Source organism: Oceanobacter kriegii DSM 6294 (assembly GCF_000422845.1).
GTDB classification, from domain to species: Bacteria; Pseudomonadota; Gammaproteobacteria; order Pseudomonadales; family Oceanobacteraceae; genus Oceanobacter; species Oceanobacter kriegii.
Genome location: NZ_AUGV01000009.1, coordinates 75,698 through 90,114 on the forward strand (window position 1 = coordinate 75,698; position 14,417 = coordinate 90,114).

The window sequence follows — 14,417 nt, forward strand, 5'->3', positions numbered from 1 at the left end:
ATGTTCTGTGCATTATACGCAAGCTTTGCGCCCTGCCTATGCCTGTATGGTTTCGCTTTGCAAACAGCGAAATACCGGAATCTCTGGCAGCGCTGCTGATCAGAGACGGAAATCCTGTCCCAGATACACAGCCCGTACCTGTTCGTTGGCCAACACTTCGTCGGCGGTGCCTTCGGCAATGATGTGGCCGCCGCCTACAATGTAGGCTTTTTCGCAAATTGCCAATGTTTCCCGCACGTTATGGTCGGTAATCAACACACCGATACCGCGGTTTTTGAGCTGGCGAATGATGTCCATGATGTCAGCGACAGAAATCGGGTCAACCCCTGCGAAAGGCTCATCGAGCAACACAAAGGACGGTTCAGCGGCCAGCGCGCGGGCAATTTCGACCCGTCGGCGCTCGCCCCCTGAGAGGGCCATACCGGCACTTTTGCGAATGTGCTGGATGTGAAATTCGTCCAACAATTGTTCCAGTTGCTGCTGTCTGCCGGCCTTGTTGAGGTCGTCGCGGGTTTCCAGAATGGCCAGAATGTTGTCTTCAACGCTGAGCTTGCGGAAGATCGAGGCTTCCTGTGGCAGGTAGCCAATGCCTTTCTTGGCGCGGCCGTGCATCGGCAAGTGGGAGATGTCTTCATCGTCGATGCTGACACGGCCCTTGTCGGCCTGCACCAGGTTCACAATCATGTAGAAACAGGTGGTTTTGCCGGCGCCGTTGGGGCCCAGCAAACCGACGATTTGACCGCTGGAAACCGCCAGCGATACGTCCTTTACCACTTCCCGGCCGCCGTAGCTTTTGGCCAGGTGCTGCGCCTTGAGGGTCTTCATTCGCCGGTCTCCGCAGCTGTCTCCGCGTCAGTGTCCAGCACGTTGTTGTTTGCGCTGTCAGCCTGGCCGGTTTGCTGCGGCTGGATGATCACGCGAATACGCTGGTTATCGGACTCGCCGCTGGCGTCCGACTGGTCGGAGGCGGGCGTTTGACCACTGGCAGAGACGGTTTCGGCGGTGATGTCGTAACGAATCTGCTGGCCACTGAAGCTGTTGTTTTCCTGGGTCAGTTCGGCGTTGCCGCTGAAGTTGATCAACTTGTCGGCAGCAAAATAGTCGATGCGTTCAGCGCTGGCGTTGGTCACTGGCTTGTCGGCACTGACTTGCTGCTCGTAGCGGGCTGGTTCGCCTTCGGCAATGGCTTGCTTGAGGCTTTTGCCTTCCAGAATCAGCACCAGACGGTCGGATTGTATTTTGAGGGTGCCCTGGGTCAGCTCAACGTCACCTTCGTACACCACCATGCCGGTTTTGCGGTCAAGCTCGGCGCGGTCGGACTGGATGACCATTTCCTGCTGCCAGTCGCTTTCGAGGGCTTGGGCGGTCAACGGCAACAGGCTCACTGCCATTAACAGCATGGCCAGCTTATTCTTGAACATAACGGGTACTCACGTGTTGCTTGAGTTCTATTCGTTGGCGGTTGGTATCCACGCTCAGACCCTGGGAGCGTGTTTCACTTGTGCCGTCGGTGATGATAACCCAGTCGTCGGTCGACGCCCGGGATTGATCCGGATTGTAGATCAGGGATTCGGTGGTGATGGTCATCAGCTTGCTTTGGTCGCGGGATTCCAGCAACACATTGCCTTGCAGGCGGATTTCGGCATCGGAGTCGGCAATCAGGCCGCGGTCGGCAGAGGCCTGCCAGCGTTGCTGATTGGCATCGGTGGTTTCCACCACCGGCTGGTCGAGAATGCTTTCGCCGCTCTGGTCGAAGTGACGTGAGGCTTCCGCTCGCAGTGATTGTTCCAGTTCACCGGCTTCGTTGAAGCGACGGTGACGCAGGTTTTCACCGTAGTAATCAGGTTCATCAACGGACTGGTGAACGTCTTCCGTCACCAGTTCGTTGGTATAGCGTTCCACTGCCAGCAACGACATGCCAAAAAAGACGGCCAGAACCAGCAGCAGGTAACGCTTACGCATCAGATAACTCCGGCGCGCAGCATGTCGTGAGTGGTCAGTACACCCAGAATCTTGCCTTCTTCAGCCACAACCAATGCACTGATTTTCACGTCTTCCATGATTTTCAGGGCTTCGGCCGCTAGCATGTTGGCCGGTACGCTCTTGGCGTTGCGGGTCATCACGTCGGAAATGGTGGCGGTCTGGATGTTAACACCCTGGTCGATGGCACGGCGCAAGTCACCGTCGGTGAAGATGCCCAGTAGTTCGCCGTTGGCGTCCTGAATGGTGGTCATGCCCATGCCCTTGGAGGTCATTTGCAGCAAAGAACGAGAGACGCTATCGGCCGGTGCAACCACCGGGATTTCGTCACCCTTGTGCATGATGTCTTCCACTTTCAACAGCAGGCGGCGGCCGAGGCTGCCACCCGGGTGGGAGAAGGCAAAATCTTCAGCGGTGAAGCCGCGGGCTTCCAGCAGGGCAATGGCCAGCGCGTCGCCCATCACCAGTGCTGTGGTGGTGGAAGAGGTTGGCGCCAGGTTGAGCGGACAGGCCTCCTGTTCAACACCTGTGTCGAGGTGGGCGTCGGCGGCAGAGGACAGCGTTGATGCGGCATTGCCGGTCATGCTGATCAGTGGCACAGACAGACGCTTCAGCAGTGGCAGCAGGCTGGTGACTTCGGAAGTTTCGCCGGAGTTACTCAGGGCAATCACCACGTCTTCGCGGGTGATCATGCCCATGTCGCCATGGCTGGCTTCGCCCGGGTGAACGAAAAACGCAGGGGTACCTGTACTGGCCAGTGTGGCGGCCAGCTTGTTACCGATATGACCGGACTTGCCCATGCCGGTGATCACAACACGGCCCTTGCAGTCCATGATCAGGCGGCAGGCCTTGCTGAAATCGTCAGTCAGGCGGCCGATCAGATCGTTGATGGCGTCGCGTTCCAGTCCAATAGAACGCTTGGCAGATTCGAGGTAATTAAATTCAGTATTCATTGTTATCCATTCGTACCCGTAGCAAACAGGACACCCATATACCCAAGGTAGCTGAGTGTCAGCGCAATGCCGCTGAAGCGACCCATCACACCGCTTTTGCGGTTGATCAGGAACAGCACCAGCAGTGCGAAAGTTAGGCCCAGCATCACCGGCAGATCGCGGTAGAGCGCATCTGGCTCAACGGCCACCTTGGCGATCAGGCCTGGTACTGGCATGACCGCCAGCAAATTGAAAATGTTGGAGCCAATGACGTTACCAATGGCAATGTCGTGGTGACCTTTGAGGGCACTGGCAACCGAGGCGGCTAGTTCTGGCAAGCTGGTGCCGATGGCAACGATGGTCAGACCAATCACCAGCTCGCTGACGCCAAACGACATCGCAATTTCAGACGCGCCCCACACCAGCGACTTGGAGCTGGCCATCAGCGCAACCAGACCGGTCACCAGCCAGAACACCGCCATTTTGGTTGAGATGGACTCAATCGCTTCGGCTTCTTCGTCGTCGACCAGCGATTCGCCAGCGTCATCGGAGTCCTGGAACATGATGTACATGGCCACCACCAGGCCAGCCAGCAACAGCAGTGAGTCGATCAGTCCCAACTCCAGGTTAACCAGCGTCAGGCCGGCCAGAATGCTGACCAGTAACAACAGCGGCAGCTCTTTCTTGAGCAGTTTTTTGCGCAGGGCAATCGGGCTGACCAGTGCGGTAATACCCAGCACCAGACCAATATTGGCAATGTTGGAGCCAATGGCGTTACCAATGGCAAGGTTGCCGACACCGTCGAGGGTCGCTACCGCAGAAACGAATAATTCAGGCGCAGATGTGCCGATGGAAACGATCGTTAAGCCAACCAGCAAAGGAGACATGCCCAGACGGCGGGCAGTCGCCGCAGCACCCAGTACGAACTTGTCTGCACTCCAGACCAGTACTACCAGGCCAATCACAACGGCTATAAGAGGAAGAATCATAGAACTCCTGTCGAAAAGTCAGAAAAATCTGCGGCAGAATTGAAGACGCAGCATTGTACCGAAGGGGTAGGCACAAGCAATTGGAATAAAGCGTTTTGTGACAGTTCCGTAAGGGCGCGTCAGCGCCGTTGGTTAAGCCAAAACAATCCGCTATTCTGTCGACCATTCCCAAACGCCCAGGAAAGGAACCTTCCATGGCGGCTGAACAAGCCTATGTGTCGATTCGCGACCTGACATTCTCACGCGGTGAACGCCTGATTTACGACGGCCTGTCGGTGGATTTTCCGAAAGGAAAAATCACCGCCATCATGGGCCCCAGTGGTACAGGTAAAACAACGCTGCTGCGCCTGATTGGTGGACAACTGCTGCCGGATTCCGGCTCCATCGTGGTGGCGGGTCAGGAAGTTCCCAAGCTCAAACGCCAGCAACTGTTTGAACTGCGCAAGCAGAAAATGGGCATGCTGTTCCAGACCGGTGCCCTGTTTACCGACCTCAACGTTTTCGACAACGTTGCCTTTCCATTGCGAACTCACACCGACCTGCCGGAATCCATGATCCGTGATCTGGTGCTGATGAAACTTGAAGCCGTTGGCTTACGCGGTGCCCGCGATCTGAATCCGGCCGAATTGTCCGGTGGCATGGCGCGGCGGGTTGCACTGGCTCGCTCGATTGCGATGGACCCGGAACTGATCATGTACGACGAGCCGTTTACCGGCCTCGACCCGATTTCCATGGGTATGATCGTCAAGCTGATTCGCTGCCTTAACAAGGCGCTGGGGCTGACCAGCTTGCTGGTGTCCCACGATGTGGAGGAATCCTGTTCCATTGCGGATTACCTCTGTCTGGTGTCCGGCGGCAAGGTGATCGGTTTTGGTACCCCCAACGAATTGATGCACGACGGCAACGACGAGGTACGCCAGTTTCTGCGTGGCGAGCCGGACGGTCCTGTGCCGTTCCATTACCCGGCAGACGACTACCGTAATGACATTCTGGCCGGAGGAGAGGGCTGATGATGGATCGTATTCGCACCCTCGGCCGCACTGGCATTGGCATGATCGAGTCGCTGGGTGCCTCCAGCATGCTGCTGTGGAACTCGCTGATGTGGGGCGGCCCTGGCAGCGCCGGGTTTGGCGATCTGGTCAAACAACTGTTTTCGGTTGGCGTGCGCTCACTCAGCATTATTACGGTTGCCGGTTTCTTCGTCGGCATGGTGCTGGGTTTGCAGGGTTACACCATTCTGGTCGATTTTGGCTCCGAGGCGGCCCTTGGCACGCTGGTATCTTTAACGCTGCTGCGTGAGCTGGGCCCGGTAGTGACCGCCTTGCTGTTTGCCGGTCGGGCAGGGTCGGCGCTGACGGCTGAAATTGGCCTGATGAAAGCCACCGAGCAACTGTCAGCGATGGAAATGATGGGCGTTGACCCTCTAAAACGGGTGATTACGCCACGACTGTGGGCAGGCATGATTTCGATGCCCATTCTGGCGCTGATTTTCAGCACCGTCGGCATCTGGGGCGGCGCGTTTGTGGCCGTTGATATGCTGGGTATTGATGATGGTGCCTACTGGGGCAACATGCAGGCATCGGTCACTTTTTATAACGATGTTGTGAAAGGCATCATCAAATCATTGGCATTCGGGTGGGTGGTTACCTGGATTGCTGTTTATCAGGGATACGCCTCCATGCCGACTTCGGAAGGCATTGGCAAGGCAACCACCCAAACCGTTGTGATTGCATCACTGGCGGTTCTGGGGCTGGATTTTGTACTGACTGCAGTCATGTTTGGAGGCGTGTGATTATGCAAAAGCGTTCGTTGGAATTTACCGTTGGTATCTTTATGGTCATGGGGATTGTGGCTTTGGTGCTGATGGCATTCCGCGTCAGCGGGCTGTCGGTCAGTGATGCCGGTGATACCTACACCGTGAAAGCGCATTTTGAAAACCTTGGTGGTCTGAATGATCGTGCCAAGGTGTCGATGGCGGGCGTCACCATTGGTCGGGTGACCAATATTTACCTCGACAAGGACTGGTACAGCGCTGTGGTTGAAATGGAAATCAACAAGGACGTCGACAACCTGTCGATCGATACCTCCGCCGCGATCCTGACTGCAGGCCTGTTGGGCGAAAAATACATTGGCCTGACGGTGGGGGCAGAAACCGACTTCCTCAAGGACGGCGACTGGATTGAAGACACCCAGTCTGCCATCGTGCTGGAAGAGTTGATTGGTCGCTTCCTGTTCAATAAGGCGGAAGAAGGCTAAGCTTTACCCTGAACGGACTACTTCTGATTCCTTAGGCGAAATCTGGCGCCATTGCTATTGTCAGATTACGCAGTTTGTATCTTTTTGTAATAAACTTTGCCTACATTCCTTTACTCATCGGAATAGGCAAAGCGCGCATGGACCGAGGCATTCGTCAACGTGTGCCTGGGGGAGCTTGTGGTGGGACGTGTGTCCCTGCAAGCAACCGCGCCATTAACAACAAGGAGACATGATGATCCGGATTATCACATTGGCGATGGCACTGATGCTGTCGTTGTTGGCCCCTGTCAGTCAGGCCCTCGAATCGGATGAATTGGGCGAACACGCCCATGAAGTCGTACGTCGTGTGACGACGCAGGTGATGGAGCGCATCGACAATAATCGTCACCTGTACGAAAGCGACAAGGCTCGGTTTTACTGGGAGCTGGAAGACGTATTGGGCCCGATGGTCGACTTCCGTCGCCTGACCCGCAAGATCATGGGCAAGCACTACTTCAAGGCCACCAAGCAGCAGCGCATTCGCTTTGCTCGCGCTTTCAAACGCAGCTTGCTGAGTTCGTACGCCACCGGCCTGATTGAATTCACCGACTACGAAGTACGGATGTTGCCGCCGCGTGATGATTTCGAGCACACGTCCAGTAACACCCTGGTCGATCTGGAAGTGATTACCCCCAGCGGCAAGGTATTCCCGATTACCCAGAGCATGTACTACGATCTGTCGTCCTACTCCTGGAAAGCCCAGAACGTGGTGGTCAACGGCATTAACGTGGGCCAACTATTTAACGAACAATTCGCCCAGCTGGTGAACGACAACGACGGCAACATTGGTGCCGCCATTGAACAGTGGATCGAAAACCTGCAAGAGCAGGGACGCGAACTGCGCCAGCGGGCTGTGATTCAAGGAACCTGAACGTGACGTCACTGGAATCCCTGTCGGCACAAAACGCCGCCCTTAACGGCACCCTCAATGCCATCTCGGTGGTGGCTCTGGTGGATGAAGGTAAACAGTTGATTGCCAACGCTGGCAGTAACTGGAACCTCGATATGGCGGCCGTTGAACAGGTTTCCAGTGCCGCTGTTGCGCTGTTATTGGAGTGGCTGCGAGCGGCTCAGGCTGCTGATGTGGCGATGACCGTGAGCAACGTGCCCGAGTCGCTATTGCCAATCATTCAGGTCAGTGAACTGGAGCCGGTGTTTGCTGGTGTGTTGCTTAAAAGCTAACAAGCAGTGCTCAGTGGCTCAAAACGGGTTCACTATTACATCACTCAATCAGATCCATACTTATTCTGTTTCATTAATTCCGGTATCATTCGTAGCTCCAAAATTTTCCAACCCGGTGGAGCTACATGACCACACCCCCTTCTACAAGCGAAATCCAGACTCTGCTGGAATCCGAACTGCCTGACGTAACATGGACTGTCGGTGGCGACGGTTATCAATATCAGGTGCAGGGTGTTGGCGACATGTTCGACGGCCTTAACGCCGTCAAGCGTCAGCAAGCGGTATACAAGGTGCTGAACCCGATGATTGCCAGCGGCTCCCTGCACGCGATTACCATCAAAACCTACACCGAAGCAGAATTCGCTGCCCTCTGATCAGGACCCTTTAATGGAAAAGCTACAGATTGTCGGCGGTAATCGTCTGGCCGGCGATGTTCGTATCTCGGGCGCAAAAAACTCTGCCTTGCCGATTCTGGCGGCCACCCTGCTGGCCAAAGGCGTGATGCGAGTGGGCAACCTGCCGCACTTGCACGACATCACCACCATGCTCGAACTGCTTGGCTGCATGGGTGTTGAAGTTGCTATTACCGAAGACATGGCGGTTGAAACCGACTGCCGCAACGTCAACAGCTGCGTTGCCCCGTACGATTTGGTGCGCACCATGCGCGCTTCGATTCTGGTACTGGGCCCGTTGCTGGCTCGCTACGGCGAAGCCGAAGTATCCCTGCCTGGCGGTTGCGCCATTGGCTCCCGCCCGGTGGATCTGCACTTGCGCGGTATGGAAGCCATGGGTGCCGAAGTAGAAGTACTGGAAGGTTACATCAAGGCTCATGTGCCGGGTGGCCGTCTGAAAGGTGCGCGTATTTTCCTGGATACACCGACCGTAACCGGCACCGAAAACATCCTGATGGCGGCGGCATTGGCCGACGGCACCAGTGTGATTGAAAACGCTGCCCGTGAACCGGAAGTGGTGGATCTGGCCAACTGTCTGAACGCCATGGGTGCAAACATCTCCGGCATTGGTTCCGACACCCTCACTGTGGAAGGCGTTGAAGAACTGCACGGCTGCTCTTACGAAGTACTGCCAGACCGCATCGAAACCGGAACCTATCTGGTGGCCGCTGCGGTAACCGGTGGCAAGGTACGCTGTCGTGATACCGACCCAGAGATCATGGACGCCGTGCTGGTAAAACTGCGTGAAGCCGGTGCTGAAATCACCTGTGGTGACGACTGGATTGAGCTGGATATGACCGGCCGTCGTCCGAAGGCCGTGAACATCCGCACCGCACCGCACCCGGCATTCCCGACCGATATGCAGGCCCAGTTTGTGGTTCTGAATGCGGTGGCCGAAGGCGTTGGTACAGTGATCGAAACCGTATTTGAAAACCGCTTTATGCACGCCCAGGAACTGGTGCGCATGGGCGCTGACATTCACGTTGAAGGCAACACCGCCATTGTTACCGGCCGTTCAAAACTGAACGGTGCTCCTGTGATGGCGACGGACCTGCGCGCTTCGGCGTCGCTGGTGATTGCCGCCATGGTCGCCGAAGGCACCACCGACGTGAACCGCATTTACCACATCGACCGTGGTTACGAATGCATTGAAGAAAAATTTCAGCAGCTGGGTGCCAACATTCGTCGGATCTCCTGACGGGCACCCTGGAATATTGAGGACACCATGACCCAACCGTTGACTATTGCTCTATCCAAGGGCCGCATTCTGGATGACACCCTGCCATTGCTGGCGGAAGCGGGCATCCATCCGGCGGAAGATATCAAGAAAAGCCGCAAGCTGATTTTTGATACCAACCATGAGCATATCAAGCTGGTCGTGATTCGTGCGACCGACGTGCCGACCTACGTAGAGTACGGTGCAGCGGATCTGGGTGTGTCTGGCAAGGACGTGCTGATGGAATACAACAGCAGCAACCTGTGCGAGCCATTGGACCTCAAGATTGCCACCTGTCGCCTGATGACCGCTGGTGTAAAAGGCTATCAGCTGCCGGAAGGCCGTCTGAAGGTCGCCACCAAATTCGTCAACGTCGCCAAGCAGTACTTTGCTGAACAAGGCCGTCAGGTCGACATCATCAAGCTGTACGGCGGTATGGAACTGGCGCCGATCATGGGTCTGGCTGACCTGATTGTGGATATCGTTGATACCGGTAATACCCTCAAGGCCAACGGTCTTGAGCCGCTGGAGCACATTGGCGACATCAGCTCCCGTCTGGTGGCCAGCCGCGCTTCCATGAAGGTGAAGCACGCCCAGATTCAGCCCATCATCGATCAGATTGCTGCCGCGGTTGAGCGTCAGCAACAAGCCAAATAAGGGGACGTGGATATGACTATCAGCATTCGTCGATTCAGTTCTGCCCAGGACGACTTCGCCAGCCAGATGGATACTCTGCTGGCATGGGAAGCCGTGTCTGACGCTGGCGTACAGCAAGCGGTAACCGACATCGTTAACAACGTGCGTAGCCGTGGTGATGCCGCGGTGATCGAATACACCAACAAGTTCGACCGCATGTCCGTTGAGTCCATGGCTGAGCTGGAACTGAACCAGCAGCAGCTGCAGGAAGCATTGGACACGTTGCCGGAAACCCAGCGAGAAGCCCTGATCAAGGCCGCTGACCGTGTGCGTGCCTACCACGAACACCAGACTCAGGATTCCTGGCGCTACACCGAAGCCGACGGCACCGTACTGGGTCAGAAAATTACCCCGATGGACCGCGTTGGTATTTACGTACCGGGTGGTAAAGCGGCGTATCCGTCTTCCGTGCTGATGAACGCGATTCCGGCCCACGTGGCGGGTGTGCAGGAAATCATCATGGTAGTTCCAACCCCGGGTGGTGAATTGAACCAGCTGGTATTGGCTGCCGCCGCTGCAGCGGGTGTTAGCCGTGTATTAACCATCGGTGGCGCACAAGCTGTTGCTGCTCTGGCTTACGGCACGGATACCGTACCGGGTGTGGATAAAATCGTTGGTCCGGGCAACATCTTCGTTGCTACCGCCAAGCGTATGGTGTTCGGTCAGGTTGGTATCGACATGATCGCTGGCCCATCTGAAATTCTGGTGGTATGCGACGGCAAGACTGATCCGGACTGGATTGCTATGGACCTGTTCTCCCAGGCCGAGCACGACGAAGACGCCCAGTCGATTCTGGTATCCACCGACAGCGACTTCCTTGATCAGGTTGAAGCCAGCATCAACAAGCTGCTGCCAACCATGGAACGTCAGGACATCATCAAGACGTCACTGACCGATCGTGGCGCGCTGATTCACGCCAGCTCCGACGAAGACGCCATCGCCATCATCAACCGCATTGCACCAGAGCACCTGGAGCTGTCGGTTGAAGATCCGGAAGCATGGCTGCCAAACGTACGCCACGCTGGTGCCATCTTTATGGGTCGCTACACCGCCGAAGCATTGGGTGACTACTGTGCCGGACCGAACCACGTACTGCCAACGTCCGGCACTGCGCGTTTCTCGTCACCGCTGGGCGTATACGACTTCCAGAAGCGTTCTTCACTGATCATGTGCTCTGCTGACGGTGCTTCTGAATTGGGCAAAACCGCGTCGACACTGGCTCGTGGTGAATTCCTGACCGCGCACGCCCGTTCTGCCGAATACCGCATCAAGGACTAAGCAGTCGCATCAAGGACTGATTCCTCGGTTCTTGAAACACGCGTTAGCAGTGACACAGAAAGCAGCCTTCGGGCTGCTTTTTTGTGGGTGGTTAGTTGTAGTGTTGGCTTACCCGGTTCCTGCCCGGCATTCATCACGACGTTCTTGTCAGAAATCCCACACATTTTGTAAGCCAACTCTCGCCAAATCCCGCCATACCGACTACTATCCGCGCCTCAGTTTTCAACCACGACGAGAGAGTGACCATGTCCTTGCCTCCATGCCCACAGTGCAACTCTGAATACGTTTACGAAGATCAGGCGCTGTTGATCTGCCCGGAATGTGCCCACGAGTGGAACCCGAACGAAGTGGTTGAAGACGACGAGCCAACCGCCAAAGACGCCAACGGCACCAAGCTGGTGGCTGGCGACAAGGTAACCGCCGCCAAGGACCTGAAGGTGAAAGGCAGCTCTACCGTGATCAAGGTCGGCACCAAGGCGACCATTCGTCGTATTGTGGATGCCAAAGACCACGAGCTGGACTGCAAAGTTGATGGCTACGGCGAAATGATGGTAACCGCGGCGTTCGTCAAGAAAGCTTGATTTGGCGCTTTAGCCAAATGATATAGGAGCAATGCTTGTCTGTTTATCGCAGGCAAGCCAGCTCCTATAGTTATTTTGTGTAAGTAGGGTGTGCACTGCGCACCGTCCGGGCTATCTCAGTGCCGGAATCTGACAATCAGCCCTGTGGCTCTTCATACACCACGTAGATTTTCTGCGTCGGTTCGATCACTTCCCACTCGCCCTTGAAACCTGCCGGTACGCATACCTTGTCGCCAGGGTTCAGCTCCAGTTCGTTGCCTTCGGTATCACGGATAATCGACTTGCCACTGAGAATGTGGAAGTACTCATGCTCGGTGTATTCGACCTTCCAGCAGCCAACCTCTGCGCCCCATTCACCAGCAAAAAAGCGATCTTCGGCGGCATAGTGCAGTTGGTTGTTTTGTTGTGGCTGGCCTTTTACCAGACGGTCGGGCGGCGTGGGGTAGGTTTCACGTTCGGCGTTGTTGGTGGCGAAGTTGATCAGGTCGGAGAGGTTTTTGCTCATGAGAAAATCCGCTGCTGCAGTAAATAATCCACACCAGTCTAGTGAGCTTTGAGCAAGGAATAGATACCCAGCGGTGGGTATCTATTCCGTCTGCTGCTCCCTGTTGAACATCGCAGGCAAGCCTGCTCCAGCAGATGTTGGGGGAAGGTCTTAGCCAAAGGGTACGGTCAGCTCCAGCGAGACATTTCGGCCCATCACCGGGGCGTAGTCTTTCAGCGTGGTGGTGTGCTGCATGCCGTACTGGTCGGTGATGTTGGTGGCTTTCAGCATCAATTGTGGTGCGTCCAGGTCGCTGCCCAATTGTTGGCTCCAGCTCAGATTCAACTGATACCAGGACGGGGTTTCGGTCTCGGCATCGGCCAATCGGGTTTGACGCAGATGCAGCTGCCACTCGGCATTCAATGAGCCGCCATCGTAACGGTATTGAACAGACTGGCTGACATTATCTGCTGGCAGGCGTGGCAATGGGTCTCCACCGTCGGTCAGCCAGCCGCGGCTGGTCGCCGCTTTCAGGTGTGTTTCCCAGTTATCTGACAGCTGATAGAGCCAGCTGGCTTCTACACCGGCCAGGCGAGCATCTGCTTGCATGTGTTTGTATACATGGCGGCCATGGAATGGGTCACGATAGCTTTGCAGTTCGTTGTAGATATAGCCGTCGTATTCGTACAGGTAGGTAGCAATGCGCCAGTCGCTGCGGTCGGTCTGGCCTTGCCAGCTGAGGTCGATGGCGTAGGCGGTTTCGGTTTTCAGGTTTGGGTTATCCAGCTGAAACGCAAAAATCGCATGGTGGTCGCCATTCCAGTAAATCTCATCGGCGACGGGGGCTCGCTGGACTCGCGACAGTGTGGTGGTCAGCGTGCTGCTGTCGTTCACATCCGTGGTCAGCGCAGCAGACAGGGTTAGCGGATGAAAATCGCGGTCGTCGTAGTAACTGGCGGCGCGACGGTAGTTCACCCGAATATTGGTTGGGTCAGCTTCAATGTGGCGAGGCTGATATCGGGCTGCCAGATCCAACTGGCCAATATAACTGCCGTTCAATTCGAGTTCGCCAGAGGCGGTTACGTAAGCAATGATGTCCCGCGATTGGGTAATTGGCATTGGCGTGTCGTGGGCAAAGGAGCCGCCTTCGTAGCTGTAGAAGTCGCTGCCCTCGGTGCCATCCCATTCAGCATCGCTGAAGTCCGGTACGTCGCTACAGCCGGAGTGGTCGTGGCACAGCTGTAATTCACGCCAGTTGGCGCCCAGCCCAAGATGGCCTTCCCAGCCGCTTAACCAGCCAGCCAGACCGCTCCAGGCCAGTTCGGTTTGCAGGTCGGCAAAGTCTTGCAGGAACAAACCTGCGACGGTGTCGCCTTCCAGTTCGCCATGTTCGTAATCGGCGTAGCTGGCATGCCAGCTGAAGTCTGTGAAAATATCAGCGAACAGCCCGCCGTTAAGGCCGATATTGCCTTTAACTTCGTAGCGGTTTTGCTCTGGTTTTACCCGAAGATCGTCGTTGTCTTCATTGGGAATGGCGTAGTCGCTGGTCAGGCGGCTGGCGCTGATACCAACGTAGTCGGTGTAGTTAAAAATATGGCTGTAGGCGATGGCAGCGCCCGCAGCATCTGCGTCGCTGTTGATCACTTCGCCAGAACGAGCTCCGCCCGTACCGGCGTGATAGTTGTCAGTGGTGCGGGTAAAACCGTCGATGTGCAGCACGTTGCGGCCGTTACCTGCATCCATCCGGGCGATCAGGGTTTTGCCGTTGTTGTTGCTGCTGTAGCCTGCGGTTGCTGAGCCAGACACGCCATCAAATTCGACGTCGTGAATGCGACCGCTCAGCACATTGACCACACCGCCCAGACTGGAGTTGCCTTGTCGAAGCGCCAGCGGGCCGCGCAGTAACTCCACGCCGTCGGCAGCGGCCAGATCGACCATCGGCGCGTGGTCGGCACTCAGGGACGACAAATCCGCAGCATCGGAACCACCATTCAGAATTTCCACCCGGTTACCCGACAGTCCCCGTACCATTGGGCGGGCGACACCCTGACCAAACGAGGCGTTACTGACACCGGGAATGGCTTCCATTACTTCGCCCAATGCCTTATTGCGGTTGCCAGCCAGCTCTTCGGCACCCATCCATTCACTGGTCAGCTCTGAAGACGAAGGCGCCGCTTGCTTGACCACGACCTCTTCTAACGGCTGTTCGCTATCGGCTGAATGAGTTTCTGCATGGTTATGTGTATGGCTGTGCCCAGCGTCTTCAGCATGAGCAGAAACGGCAACCAGTGGCAGAAGCAACAGTGTCTGTATGAACAAAGGCTTCAGTTGC

17 protein-coding genes are annotated in these 14,417 nt (G+C 56.1%); 10 read left to right on the forward strand and 7 right to left on the reverse strand.

Features of this window, described 5'->3' with window-relative positions:
- Window positions 1-99: 99 nt before the first annotated feature.
- From lptB to G516_RS0107900, 5 genes are read right to left on the reverse strand one after another with little or no spacing between them, the layout of a single operon-like run.
- Window positions 100-825 carry an LPS export ABC transporter ATP-binding protein gene (gene lptB, locus G516_RS0107880; protein ID WP_028293191.1) on the reverse strand — a complete coding sequence of 242 codons (726 nt, stop codon included), beginning with the start codon at window positions 823-825 and terminating at the stop codon, window positions 100-102.
- Window positions 822-1,421 carry a lipopolysaccharide transport periplasmic protein LptA gene (gene lptA, locus G516_RS21570; RefSeq protein WP_051219060.1) on the reverse strand — a complete coding sequence of 200 codons (600 nt, stop codon included), beginning with the start codon at window positions 1,419-1,421 and terminating at the stop codon, window positions 822-824. The genes lptB and lptA overlap by 4 nt, the downstream gene beginning before the upstream one ends.
- A complete protein-coding gene (lptC, locus tag G516_RS0107890) occupies window positions 1,408-1,962 on the reverse strand; it encodes an LPS export ABC transporter periplasmic protein LptC (protein ID WP_028293192.1) in 555 nt (184 codons plus the stop codon). Before lptC ends, lptA begins: the two co-directional genes overlap by 14 nt.
- Window positions 1,962-2,933, reverse strand: coding sequence for a KpsF/GutQ family sugar-phosphate isomerase (locus G516_RS0107895; protein ID WP_036535267.1), 972 nt, complete (start codon window positions 2,931-2,933; stop codon window positions 1,962-1,964). Before G516_RS0107895 ends, lptC begins: the two co-directional genes overlap by 1 nt.
- Window positions 2,934-2,935: 2 nt before the next feature.
- The gene (locus G516_RS0107900; protein ID WP_028293194.1) at window positions 2,936-3,901 is read right to left on the reverse strand and encodes a calcium/sodium antiporter; all 966 of its coding nucleotides are present in this window, start codon (window positions 3,899-3,901) and stop codon (window positions 2,936-2,938) included.
- 194 nt (window positions 3,902-4,095) lie between these two features.
- On the opposite strand from G516_RS0107900, the gene G516_RS0107905 reads away from it, so the two are divergent.
- From G516_RS0107905 to G516_RS0107950, 10 genes are all read left to right on the forward strand, one after another.
- Entirely contained in the window at window positions 4,096-4,911 is an 816-nt protein-coding gene (locus G516_RS0107905) for an ATP-binding cassette domain-containing protein (RefSeq protein WP_028293195.1), read from the forward strand.
- On the forward strand, window positions 4,911-5,693 hold the full coding sequence (mlaE, locus tag G516_RS0107910; protein ID WP_028293196.1) for a lipid asymmetry maintenance ABC transporter permease subunit MlaE: 783 nt from the start codon (window positions 4,911-4,913) through the stop codon (window positions 5,691-5,693). The genes G516_RS0107905 and mlaE overlap by 1 nt, the downstream gene beginning before the upstream one ends.
- A 2-nt stretch (window positions 5,694-5,695) precedes the next feature.
- Window positions 5,696-6,157: an outer membrane lipid asymmetry maintenance protein MlaD gene (gene mlaD / locus G516_RS0107915; RefSeq protein ID WP_028293197.1), complete on the forward strand. Its 462-nt coding sequence runs from the start codon at window positions 5,696-5,698 to the stop codon at window positions 6,155-6,157.
- Between the two features lie 232 nt (window positions 6,158-6,389).
- Window positions 6,390-7,067: an MlaC/ttg2D family ABC transporter substrate-binding protein gene (locus G516_RS0107920; protein ID WP_028293198.1), complete on the forward strand. Its 678-nt coding sequence runs from the start codon at window positions 6,390-6,392 to the stop codon at window positions 7,065-7,067.
- Between the two features lie 2 nt (window positions 7,068-7,069).
- Window positions 7,070-7,378, forward strand: coding sequence for an STAS domain-containing protein (locus G516_RS21575; RefSeq protein WP_036535274.1), 309 nt, complete (start codon window positions 7,070-7,072; stop codon window positions 7,376-7,378).
- A gap of 125 nt (window positions 7,379-7,503) precedes the next feature.
- Complete coding sequence (locus G516_RS0107930; RefSeq protein ID WP_028293199.1) at window positions 7,504-7,752, forward strand: BolA family protein; 249 nt, start codon at window positions 7,504-7,506, stop codon at window positions 7,750-7,752.
- A 13-nt stretch (window positions 7,753-7,765) separates the two neighbouring features.
- The gene (murA, locus tag G516_RS0107935) at window positions 7,766-9,028 is read left to right on the forward strand and encodes a UDP-N-acetylglucosamine 1-carboxyvinyltransferase (protein WP_028293200.1); all 1,263 of its coding nucleotides are present in this window, start codon (window positions 7,766-7,768) and stop codon (window positions 9,026-9,028) included.
- A gap of 27 nt (window positions 9,029-9,055) precedes the next feature.
- Complete coding sequence (gene hisG, locus G516_RS0107940) at window positions 9,056-9,703, forward strand: ATP phosphoribosyltransferase (RefSeq protein ID WP_028293201.1); 648 nt, start codon at window positions 9,056-9,058, stop codon at window positions 9,701-9,703.
- 12 nt (window positions 9,704-9,715) lie between these two features.
- Window positions 9,716-11,020 (forward strand): histidinol dehydrogenase, encoded by a 1,305-nt coding sequence (gene hisD, locus G516_RS0107945; protein ID WP_028293202.1) that lies wholly within the window; start codon window positions 9,716-9,718, stop codon window positions 11,018-11,020.
- Between the two features lie 245 nt (window positions 11,021-11,265).
- Entirely contained in the window at window positions 11,266-11,601 is a 336-nt protein-coding gene (locus G516_RS0107950; RefSeq protein ID WP_028293203.1) for a zinc ribbon domain-containing protein YjdM, read from the forward strand.
- A 136-nt stretch (window positions 11,602-11,737) separates the two neighbouring features.
- Here G516_RS0107950 and G516_RS0107955 read toward each other — a convergent pair whose 3' ends face one another.
- A complete protein-coding gene (locus G516_RS0107955) occupies window positions 11,738-12,106 on the reverse strand; it encodes a cupin domain-containing protein (protein WP_028293204.1) in 369 nt (122 codons plus the stop codon).
- Window positions 12,107-12,256: 150 nt separating this feature from the next.
- Window positions 12,257-14,272, reverse strand: a complete 2,016-nt coding sequence (locus G516_RS0107960) for a TonB-dependent receptor (protein WP_169449510.1) — start codon at window positions 14,270-14,272, stop codon at window positions 12,257-12,259.
- Window positions 14,273-14,417: the final 145 nt, after the last annotated feature.

Bases quoted from the DNA above. Each gene is read 5' to 3' on its own strand.
- lptB (WP_028293191.1), bottom strand. From the start codon at position 825: ATGAAGACCCTCAAGGCGCAGCACCTGGCCAAAAGCTACGGCGGCCGG.
- lptA (WP_051219060.1), bottom strand. From the start codon at position 1,421: ATGTTCAAGAATAAGCTGGCCATGCTGTTAATGGCAGTGAGCCTGTTG.
- lptC (WP_028293192.1), bottom strand. From the start codon at position 1,962: ATGCGTAAGCGTTACCTGCTGCTGGTTCTGGCCGTCTTTTTTGGCATG.
- G516_RS0107895 (WP_036535267.1), bottom strand. From the start codon at position 2,933: ATGAATACTGAATTTAATTACCTCGAATCTGCCAAGCGTTCTATTGGA.
- G516_RS0107900 (WP_028293194.1), bottom strand. From the start codon at position 3,901: ATGATTCTTCCTCTTATAGCCGTTGTGATTGGCCTGGTAGTACTGGTC.
- G516_RS0107905 (WP_028293195.1), top strand. From the start codon at position 4,096: ATGGCGGCTGAACAAGCCTATGTGTCGATTCGCGACCTGACATTCTCA.
- mlaE (WP_028293196.1), top strand. From the start codon at position 4,911: ATGATGGATCGTATTCGCACCCTCGGCCGCACTGGCATTGGCATGATC.
- mlaD (WP_028293197.1), top strand. From the start codon at position 5,696: ATGCAAAAGCGTTCGTTGGAATTTACCGTTGGTATCTTTATGGTCATG.
- G516_RS0107920 (WP_028293198.1), top strand. From the start codon at position 6,390: ATGATCCGGATTATCACATTGGCGATGGCACTGATGCTGTCGTTGTTG.
- G516_RS0107930 (WP_028293199.1), top strand. From the start codon at position 7,504: ATGACCACACCCCCTTCTACAAGCGAAATCCAGACTCTGCTGGAATCC.
- murA (WP_028293200.1), top strand. From the start codon at position 7,766: ATGGAAAAGCTACAGATTGTCGGCGGTAATCGTCTGGCCGGCGATGTT.
- hisG (WP_028293201.1), top strand. From the start codon at position 9,056: ATGACCCAACCGTTGACTATTGCTCTATCCAAGGGCCGCATTCTGGAT.
- hisD (WP_028293202.1), top strand. From the start codon at position 9,716: ATGACTATCAGCATTCGTCGATTCAGTTCTGCCCAGGACGACTTCGCC.
- G516_RS0107950 (WP_028293203.1), top strand. From the start codon at position 11,266: ATGTCCTTGCCTCCATGCCCACAGTGCAACTCTGAATACGTTTACGAA.
- G516_RS0107955 (WP_028293204.1), bottom strand. From the start codon at position 12,106: ATGAGCAAAAACCTCTCCGACCTGATCAACTTCGCCACCAACAACGCC.